At 53.9% G+C, this 7,878-nt stretch carries 6 protein-coding genes; all 6 read right to left on the bottom strand.

Going from position 1 to position 7,878, the window contains the following annotated elements; all coding sequences use genetic code 11:
* Positions 1-1,289, bottom strand: a 1,289-nt coding sequence (locus HUU59_13410) for a hypothetical protein (GenBank protein ID NUO20438.1), incomplete at its 3' end; no start/stop codon positions are given.
* Positions 1,290-1,352: 63 nt separating this feature from the next.
* Positions 1,353-1,697 carry a hypothetical protein gene (locus tag HUU59_13405; protein NUO20437.1) on the bottom strand — a complete coding sequence of 115 codons (345 nt, stop codon included), beginning with the start codon at positions 1,695-1,697 and terminating at the stop codon, positions 1,353-1,355.
* 255 nt (positions 1,698-1,952) lie between these two features.
* The gene (nth, locus tag HUU59_13400; protein ID NUO20436.1) at positions 1,953-2,588 is read right to left on the bottom strand and encodes an endonuclease III; all 636 of its coding nucleotides are present in this window, start codon (positions 2,586-2,588) and stop codon (positions 1,953-1,955) included.
* On the bottom strand, positions 2,589-5,984 hold the full coding sequence (locus tag HUU59_13395; GenBank protein NUO20435.1) for a T9SS type A sorting domain-containing protein: 3,396 nt from the start codon (positions 5,982-5,984) through the stop codon (positions 2,589-2,591).
* 7 nt (positions 5,985-5,991) lie between these two features.
* Positions 5,992-6,522, bottom strand: coding sequence for a TlpA family protein disulfide reductase (locus HUU59_13390; GenBank protein ID NUO20434.1), 531 nt, complete (start codon positions 6,520-6,522; stop codon positions 5,992-5,994).
* A gap of 40 nt (positions 6,523-6,562) precedes the next feature.
* A partial coding sequence (locus HUU59_13385; GenBank protein NUO20433.1) for a T9SS type A sorting domain-containing protein occupies positions 6,563-7,878 on the bottom strand: 1,316 nt, incomplete at its 5' end.

The raw sequence follows: 7,878 nt of genomic DNA, 5'->3' as shown, positions 1-7,878 counted from the left end.
AGCAGCGTGTCGCCTTGACCGGTTGGATTTAGCGTCGGATGATACGGCCCGCTCTCGTGACCCCACCAATTGTTGCGCGCGTCTATGCGGACGGGGTACGCAGAATTCATGCTGACGCAATTCCCAAAGTTACCAGAGATGATATTATTGACAAGACGCGGTGTTCCACGAGTATTAGATCGGAGAACACTGCCGCCCTCTGCGTCCATACTTGAGTTTCCAACAAAAGTATTGAACTCTACAATTGCATCTGCGTCACCAAACGCAAACAACGCGCCACCGAGAATGTTTCGATTATTGCGAAAGATGTTGTGCGTCATCAAGTTCCCGTTTCGATTATTGATAATAAGCGTGCCCGTGACTGTTGAGGTAGAATTATCTTCGAGAATATTGCCCCGGAAGAAAGTTTCACCATATGGTCCGCCAATAAACACAGAGGGAAATGGTGCGTGCTCGTCGTGAAAGACACACCTTTCAACAACGCCCCAGAAATCACTTACGTACAGGTCATTGCAGAATCCAGTTTCTGGAGTCGAGTTTTCTATAAACTCGCTTGCAACGACGCGTCCCCATCCACCATAAACGGCGACACCTCCAACACCGCCAGTACAGCGTGAAACGCGAAGCGATTCCAATTCCACATGACTTGTCAGCGCATTGATCGCCGCGGTAGCCATGCCACAGGAAATGTCCTCAAAACTGGTATTCCGCACCGTCAGCGTACAATGGCTTGCGTAAACACCACCACCCCATTCCAACGCTTGGCAGCTATCCAGAACAGAATTGCAGAGTTGAACGTGCGCATCTCGCTGCCACGGAGTACCGCTGACAAAGAGCCCACCACCATAGAAGGCAGATCCTCCGGTCAATCTGCAGTTATCAAACTTGACATTAGAACGATTAACATAGACACACCCTCCGGCTTGTGTTCCATATAATTCATCATAGGTTCCCGTGGCTCCGCGAAGTGTCAAACCGACCAAGGTGATGTTCTGTTCACCATGACAAAAAATCGCCGCGCTTGAAGAATCCTCGAAGTCCACGGGCGCTTCAATGGCAGTGCGATCAGTCCAGCTTTGGTCACCATCCACAATCATACGACTACCTAGTGTCAGGTTGCGCCCAAACGGAGTTATTGGGCCCAAATGACTTCCTTCTTCAAAGACGATGACATCTCCGGAATGGCTCTCTGCGATGACGAACGAAATCGGAACACCGACAGGGACAAACAGAGTGTCGGCATTTATGGCTTCAATAAATGAACAAAGAGTTATAATGGTCATACGCATCCACATATCACATCTCCAAAGTAAGCGCCCCCGCGAAATATCGCAGGGGCGCTGTACGGGTTTTTATTGAGCGCTGCAATTCGGCAGTGTTGTGCCGATATCGGCAAGATATGCTTTTCCTGTGCCTGACCCATAACCTGAGACCCATGAATCAAACAGGACATTTGCTCCTGAACTCAGTGTGTGACCGGACGAAGTCGCCGAGTTGCCGTTGCTGGCATCCACTTGGTCTTCAAACTCAGGTCCGCTAATCCAAGTATAAGCGCTAATTGTACCAATAGTAGGCGCGCAGACACGTATCTTGTGAGTCCCGGTGACAGTAATATTCGGCCACGAGTCAATCGGTCCATTTCCAGTATGTACATGACTGTCGAAAGTTGCGTAGGCATTCGCGAACCAGAATACCATCAGCGCAAATGCCGGGAGTATTCCCGTAATGTGCTTCGTTTACATCGTTGCCTCCGTTTCGTTATACATTCAAAGATCAACTTGTCCTTGCGCAAGGGACGATGTTCAATGTACGCATTGCAACGGGGGGGGGTCAAGCGAAAGTGACCCGAGTTTGATGTTGTGTGACAAAGCAGCTTTGTCATATAATACAACATTTTGATTCTCGAATACTGCAACCTGTCAACGTAATTTAGATAGCACTCTCCTCTGAATTCAGACTCCCACCTTCGGACACAATTTCGCCAGCGTGCATTCCGCGCAATTGGGTTTGCGCGCGTTACAAACTTTGCGGCCATGCCAGATCATCGCATGCGAGAAATTTATCCAAACATTCTGCGGAAGAAGCTGCATCAAGTCGCGCTCAATTTTCACTGCATCCTCGCTCTCGCTCAAACCCATGCGATTTGACAGCCGTGTCACGTGCGTGTCCACCACGACTCCCGATGCGATTCCATATGCCGTGCCTAAAACCACGTTGGCCGTTTTGCGGCCAATGCCGGGAAGTTTGACAAGCTCCTCAAGCTCACGAGGCACAACGCCACCGTAGTTTTCTACGATGGCGCTCGCGAATCCGAGAATACTCTTGGCCTTGTTGCGAAAGAAGCCGGTTGACTTGATGATCTCCTCGATTTCCTCCTGCGTGGCCGAGGCAAGCTGCTTCGGAGTCGGATACTTCTTGAACAACACCGGAGTGACCATGTTCACGCGCTCGTCCGTGCATTGTGCGCTCAGGATTGTCGCCACCGCAAGCTGGAACGCGTCTTCATGCGTTAACGCGCACTCGGGTTGAGGATAGAGTTTGAATAACTCGTCGGCAATCTTTTGCGCGCGAGCGGCAAGCCTGCTCATCTATTTCAGCAATGCAAGCTTGCGCGTAATTACAAACTGCTCCGCTTCCACACGCAGGAAATAGAGCCCCGACGCGAACGCGCCGCCGTCAAAGGACATGTGATATCTTCCCGCTTCGCGCGTTTCGTCCAGCAAGGTCGCCACGGTCTGTCCAAGCTCGTTTGTGACTCTTGCCGTCACGCGCATCCGCGCCGGAATATCAAGCGTGAAATTCGTCACAGGATTGAACGGATTCGGAAACGCCGGGCTGACATAGAAGACCGACGGCAAAATCGCATCGTCCGCAGAACTGCCGACGTCAATCGTGAAACTGCCTGCGCTTTCGACATAAGTCCCAAGCGGATCGAGAGCTGTGGCAAGCCGGATGCGCGCATTGACGGTGGTTTGACCGCGCGGCGTCCACATGTAGCTGCCGTCATTCTCTGTTCCCGGCGAGAGAAGCTCCCAGTTTCCGTCCGGATAGTTACGGTTCAGCAGCACGCGGAATCCACCTGTGAATTCCGCGGCAGACCACGTAATTTCGTACGGTGTGTCCAGTCGCACCACTTCCCCGCCGTTGGGAGTCAGCATTGTCATTTGCGGTGCGCGCACGACAAAGTCGTTATCCGAAAAATCCGCAAGCCACGGTTCATCAATACTGACTAAATGCAGTCGGCAGTTCGCTCCGCCGGGCTGCTGCACGCGCCAAATGTAGTAATCCTGATTGGCAAGATTGTCGGCCAGCGTCTCCCAAGCACCATCCGGATAGTTGCGGTTGATCTCCAAAGTCAGCAGGCCGTTTACCAGCGTGCGCTCAAACCAGATTGTGTCGTTGGTTCCGGTGAAAACCGTCTCTCCGCCGTTGGGAGAGAGTATCTGCAAGCCCGGATTCGCGATGCGCGTGTCCGCGTTTGACGTGTCGGCCAAGTCGCCTTGCGTCGCGTGAACAATCCGGAAGCGGGCATGCTCAGTTGGCGGGCCTGAAACAATCCAGGAGTGTGCGCCGTCGTTGGCGATGTTGTTCGCGATCGTCTCCCAATTGCCGCCCGGATAATTGCGATTGAGCGATAGAGTCACGTTTCCGCCGTAGGAAATACCCGACCAGCGCAAAGTTATGGTCGCGCCTGTTGGTAAAATCTCCGTGCCGTTCGGATACAGCATTGAGAAGCTCACGGATCCCGTCGGGATTTCCCACATGCCGCGGCCGTGTGTCGCCACACGCAGCTTGCCCGTCTGTGTTTGCAGCTCCATGTCGTCTACGCGCACGACCGGCATGCCGTCGCCGAAAATTTCCCACGTCGCACCGTTGTTGATACTGCGGAAAACGCCCAAGTCTCCGCCCGCATACAGAACGGACGGATCGTTCAAATCCACGACAATATCCTGAAACGGAACATTCGGCAAATTGCCTGTGATGTTCGTCCACACGCTGCCGCCCTGTACGGATTTCCAGATATGCCCGCCGTTAAAACCGGACATTGCCACGTACACCGCATTGGGATCATAGGGATCAGGTGTCACACGCGTGACATAATTGTTCGGAAGATTTCCGGTTACATTAATCCATTCGCCATCGGCAGCATCGTACCGCAGCACCGAGCTGCTTGTACCGAGATAGAGTCTTCCCGGCAGCGCGGGCGACGCGGCCAGCACCTGATTGGAATTCCCCACCGTGCCGAGACTCGTCCAACTGCTGTTGCGTCCCTGATTCGGCGACATCCACACTCGTCCGCCGCCGCCGTTGGTCGTTGTGTAAATCGTGTTCGGTGCGAACGGATCCTGCACGATCGGAGTCACCCACGGCCCGCTGCCGATGATACCCGGATTGATCTCGGAGAAACTCTGACAGCCGTCATCCGTGCGGAAACGGTTGCCATTCTGATACTCCACATACACGACGTTGTCATTCGTGTAATCCACCACGCAATATCCGCCGTCGCCGCCGAACACCATATCCCAATCGCCGTCGCCGTCATATTCCGACGTTCCATTGTCTTGAGTGCCGCCGTAAGCGAGCAGCGTGTCAAGCGTGGCGTTGCCCATCGCGTAGTACTGATAGGTATTATAGCCGATGTTCTTCTCGTTCCACGTCTCGCCGAGGTCATAGGAAACGAAAATCCCGCCGTCGTTCACCGCCCAAAGCTGATCATTGTCCTGCGGATGAAACACGAGTTCATGATGATCCGCATGTGAAAACGACGGCTGCCCGAAACTGTGCCACCACCACGACCGCTGCGACCAGGTTTCTCCGCCCGTATAGGTCCGGTAGATATCCAATCCGGCGTTGAACACCGTTGCCGGATCGTCCGGGTGCACGGCAATGGCCATGTCGTACCAGCCCTGACTGGCGTAATGACTCGGTTCGTCATCGTTCGACATCCGCTCCCACGTCTGACCGTTATCCGCCGAGCGATATATGCCGATCATTTGCGACCCGTTGAAATCAAAATCGCCGCTCACTCCGGCGTAAACCACCAGCGAATTGCTGCGGAAAAAGTCCAGCACGATGCGCCCGATGATGGAGGAATTGGGCAGTCCGGTGCTCGTGTATTGCCACGTCAGTCCGTTGTCGGTAGAGCGATAGACGCCGTTCAGGTTCGAGCCCCACGGATAACCCGCCGCGCACAACAGAATGTCGGGATTCTGCGGATCGCGCTTCAGCTCGTTGATATTCCCCGTCCGCACCATCGTGAAATTCGCGCCGCCGTCGGTCGAGCGATACAGCCCTTCGTTGGTCGAAGCCAGCACAATATCCGGATTGCGCGGGTCAATGCTGACTCTCAGAATGCACGTGCTCTGCGAATAATCATAGTCAAGCGCCGTCATGTTCCAGGTCACACCGCCGTCAATGGATTTCAACAGACCGATACCGCCGATTCCGTCGCCATTGAAGTATCCTTCACCCGTGCCAAGAAACATGATGTTCGGATTGGACGGTGAAATCTCGAAACAACCGACGGCAAGGTTCGGCAATTGATCCGTGATCGGATACCAGCTGTCTCCGGCATTGTCGCTGCGAAACAGTCCGCCGCCGACCGATCCTGCGAACATGATTGTGGGATTGTTCGGATGAAACCTTACGACGCGCGTCCGTCCGCCGTGATTAAACGGACCGAGCGGAACCCACGGCTCGTCCAGTGTGGCTCGCGGCATGCGCTCCATCTCAAGCCATGCCTCCCACCGTGCACCCGCCGGCATCACTCCGTCCGGATAGGCACGCTGCTCGATATCATATTCATATCTCTTGAACGGCTTCCAGCCGTGCGAGCGCGGCCACTCGTCGCGCGATTCATAATATTGCTTAAATGGAGTAAGCTGTTCGCCCAGATTGAGTTGACGGACAGGCTGCTGAGCAAAAGCTTGCAGACCGATGAGCAAGGCGAGAAGTAATGTGACGGGAAACATGTGAATTTTCACTTAATAACTATTCTGATAAAAGCGGTGTGATAAGCTCTGCGAACGTTTCGTAGCTGCGGCTGCCCGTTAACTCGTGGCGAATGACACCGGCACGGTCGATAATTAGCGTGTGCGGAATCGAAACTGGATAGGGGTGAACGTCCGTCACTCCCGGTCCGATGATTCCGGAGGTATATTCTACATTGAATTCATCGAGATAGGCTGTGACGGCGGGCACACCTTCGTGCGCGAGTGAGATGCCGATGATTTCCAAACCGTCGTCCGAAAATTCAGTATAGAGTTGATTGAGATCAGGCTGCTCATAGCGACACGGTCCGCACCACGTGTCCCAGAAATTGATCAGGACCACCGAGCCGAACGCATCGGACGCGTTATAAATGGGTCCGCTCACAAGTTCCATCCAAAAGTCCAGAGCTGTTCCTTCGGCCGGATTAAAGGGTTGGGCCGTGTGTTTTCTGTTGCAGCTTCCAAGTATCAGACTTACGACAAGAACGAGGAGGATTGGCAGCCACGTCCACTGACGTGATGACTTTCCCATCGCCCACCTTGCCTTTCTGAACGGTCAGGATAAAGTTGGGTTATTTTAGCAGCAAAACCTTGCCGTTTGCCGTGTAGTTCAACGCCTCGAAGGCGTAGACATAAATTCCTGTTGCCATCCGCGAGGCGTCGAACACAGCTCGATACTCACCGGGTTCCTTATATTCGTCCACGAGCGTCGCCACCTGCCGCCCGGTGATGTCGTAAACCCGGAACGAGACATGCGTCTGATAGGGCACCGCGTAATCAAAGTTTGTTACGGCGTTGAACGGATTCGGATACGCCGCGCTCAAACTGAATTCCGTCGGAATGAATACGCTTCTGTCAACAAAGATCGTGTCGCTTGCCTCGGGGACTTTCCATATGCGACCGAAGTCGTCGGTTGCCAGCAGGTAGTAAACGAAGTAGCGCCCGCGGGGGACCTCGCTATCCAGAATCACGTGACTGCCGGCGAATGCGCCAACCATGCCCACCAGCGTTGAGTCCTCGCCGCCCACCGGTTTTCGCCAAGCCTTCAGCACGTCCATATCCGGTGCGCTGGAGACCGCAAAGCGAACGCTAACACCGGTCTGTTCGAGCCGGCAGAAAAACTGCTGGACGTATCCCTGCGGAAAATACGGCCCGTCAGGAACGTATGGACCGTCAATTTCGCCCATTGAACTGTCACTTCTCCAGAGTAATGGACCGCCAAGGCACTCTGTGCCAATAAGCCATAATGTGTCAAGTGCGGAATGCATCTCCATCGGACTCTCCGTCGTAACGGTGACTCTCGAGTTCTGCCTGTTAACGGAAGAACCTTCAGCAACTTCTCCAGACACTTCAACACTCGCTCGTGAACAGAGGTTGTCGAAAACAAAGTTCGAGGTCGCAAAAGTCCCAGAACTTAAGCGATAGGCCCAAGCCGGAGGACCCTGCAAGAGCAGTTCTACCGAGGCGGGGGTTGGCGTTTGATAAACGGGTCCCAATACTGATCCGTCGAAAGTTCCTATCTGAAAATTGACAAGTCCGGTTTCACAATACTCGGACTCGAGCCACAGCGTATCCAAAATCGAGTTGAAGTAGATGGCATCTAACGCAAAGACCTCACTAAAGGGGTCACCCCACCCACCCCAGTATCCTCTTGCCGACCCGGTTGTGTGTCCGCGCGCCTCGCCGCACAGATTTAGGAATTGGATAGTCTGTTGTGGTTCTGAACCGAGATGCACCCTATACCCCCATGCCGGAGGGCCTTCCACTAATAGCTCCACTGACGGCGGCGCGGGCGGGTAGTAGCCTGTTGGGATCGTGTCCGTTCTCGCAACAAGCAGATCGCGAGTGTTTCCAGTCGGAATGTACGAGACTAAGAATGCAGAATTGT

This window comes from bacterium (assembly GCA_013360195.1).
Taxonomy (GTDB): Bacteria; Electryoneota; RPQS01; order RPQS01; family RPQS01; genus JABWCQ01.
The sequence above is the reverse complement of the archived record's forward strand: the minus strand, read 5'-3'. Positions and strand labels throughout refer to the sequence as shown.

Bases quoted from the DNA above. Each gene is read 5' to 3' on its own strand.
- HUU59_13405 (NUO20437.1), bottom strand. From the start codon at position 1,697: ATGGTATTCTGGTTCGCGAATGCCTACGCAACTTTCGACAGTCATGTA.
- nth (NUO20436.1), bottom strand. From the start codon at position 2,588: ATGAGCAGGCTTGCCGCTCGCGCGCAAAAGATTGCCGACGAGTTATTC.
- HUU59_13390 (NUO20434.1), bottom strand. From the start codon at position 6,522: ATGGGAAAGTCATCACGTCAGTGGACGTGGCTGCCAATCCTCCTCGTT.